The following is a 2,223-nucleotide window of genomic DNA, read 5'->3' as shown; positions in this document are numbered from 1 at the left end:
GCGCGAAGGTTATGGCTTTCAATCCGTGAGCCCGATTGCTCGCTCTGATCTGCAGAGTGGGCGAGCCAGGCAGTGGCGTCGATTCACATCAGTCCCCACCGTGGCGACAGTCACGTGGCTTCTGAATGACACAGAAGCGCAGCTGTTTGAGGGATGGTTCGAGCACATCCTGCTTTCGGGCAGTTTATGGTTTCAATGCCCACTTAAGACGCCACTAGGCTTTGATTATCACCGAGCCCGCTTCATTGATATTTACGATGGGCCGAATTTGGTCGGCGTAAGTCATTGGCGTTTTACCGCCAAAGTCGAACTGTTCAAGCGCCCCATTCTGGACGCGGGCTGGATTATCACTGTACCCAACTACGTTGCTATGGCGGACATCTTCGACCGCGCCATAAACCACGAGTGGCCAGCAGGGTAGGTCTGCATGGTGTTTGGCTGCGTCTGCGTCAGTCTGTTGCAACGATTCGTACATTCTTCATTCGGCCTACAACGCCTGCGCCGGTACACTGCCAACCGATTCTATTTTGAGGTTGGTCGTAATGGTTAGTCGCCGGCAATTGATAAAAATCAGTGCACTCGGCACCGCTTCATTTGCGGCGCCGGCGGCTTACTCTGTGAGCGAGATGACCATGAGCTACAACACCCGAAACCCGATCGGCAGCACCGATCCGCGCGATTTGTCGGACAACGCGAAATGCTTAGATAGCTTCGCGAACGGGCCCGAGCCCACATATACAGATCGGCTTGGGGCGAATCGCAAAAGCATCCCGGGGATGATTGCAGAGTTTGATACCTGCCAGTTGCAACGGGGTGAAGCGTTTCATAGTGCTCAGACCAACCGCGAATCGGCGTTCGATGCGGCGCAGCTTGCGCGTGATACTGAGTTCTCCGACGATCAGGACAATCGCGAAGCGCAATTCAATTCCTTCATAGATGCCAGTGGTTACGAGCCGTCGATTGCCTACGCATCTGGAATCCTGCTAGATCGCACCACCAAAACAGTGGCGTATCTGGGTAATGAATACCGGGCGAAAAGCTCGTTCATCCCGATGACGACTACTAGCTGGGCGACCGACGAAGCTAAGCTAAAGCTGATCGGTGACGACTCTTTGCGGCAGAATCTGGCAGGCTTGCCCGGGTCAGCTATGGTCGGTCATGCGCGCGCCCGGCTGGCCACTGCCATCACGAACGCTGGCCAGTTACTGTCGGTGCAGGCTGTAAGTGTTTGGGAGTTCGCTCATCTAATTACTGTCAAGCCTGTTGCCCTAAACCCGGACACTTGGGACTGGTATCCCGCGGTAAAAGCTGCCCTAGAATACTCCGCAGCCTGGGGGGTCGAGGTCGACGGCTATAACCAACTCTGCTACATCGGAACCAAGATCACCATCGCTACCGGCCAAGTGCGGCTTAAGAACGCCACAATTAAAGCACTGCCTAGTGTCACTGGGACTATGCTAAAGCTGAACGGCGCCACCGCAAACCCGCAGTTCAATCAGGTCGTATTCGACGGAAACTACTCCGCGTACTCTTGGGTAGAGGTGGAGAACACTCACGATGCGGCGTTTACAGGTTGTACATTCAAGACTCTCGGTAATAATCAACCTAACGTCTTCGGTCTATGGGTCAAGGGCTCGAAAAGGGTTATAGTTCTGGGCTGTCGCTTTTCTGACCTCACATCGCTAGATGTAACTCGTGCCATCTACTTCATGGGTGACTGTCGCGGGGCGATCATGTCGGCCAATACCTTTTCCAACATCACCAGCTTGGGCGATGACGCTGACGCCATCGTGTGTGAGGAATTCAGCAGCGATAACCAAGCATTCGTCGTTGATGGTAATTATTTCGAGAACGTTCAGAAACGCCTGGTCAAGGCGGGCGGTAACGGTTGGGTGATCACCAATAACCGAGCGAAGACCACGCTAAGCGGTGGATTGTATTCGATCTTCYCACTCTACGGTTCCGATATCGTACTGACAGGGAACAACATTGAAGTAACAAGCGCTAACGTCGATTACCCAATTGACCTTGGCGGCATCCCTGGCAGCATGGCGTCAGCCAGAAACATTACTATCGCGCACAACATCTTCCGCCTTAAGCCGGTAGTAAGTCCTGGCGTGCAGGATCTTATCCGCCAGTCAAACGTAATCGAGAACCTTCGTGTACATGACAACTACGTGGACCATTGTCGCGCTTTTTATAACAACCCCCTCAGCTTCACGT

The 2,223-nt window shown here is 53.6% G+C and carries 2 protein-coding genes; both read left to right on the top strand.

All coding sequences use genetic code 11. The features are described from left to right. A partial coding sequence (locus tag AC1DVH_RS29835; protein WP_477756818.1) for a hypothetical protein occupies nt 1-421 on the top strand: 421 nt, incomplete at its 5' end. Between the two features lie 211 nt (nt 422-632). Beyond that, the coding region (locus AC1DVH_RS29830) for a right-handed parallel beta-helix repeat-containing protein (protein WP_477756817.1) at nt 633-2,223 on the top strand (1,591 nt) is incomplete at its 3' end.

The sequence above is a fragment of the Pseudomonas sp. P4_C3 genome (genome assembly GCF_056402075.1).
This window is presented reverse-complemented; position numbering and strand designations above follow the sequence as displayed.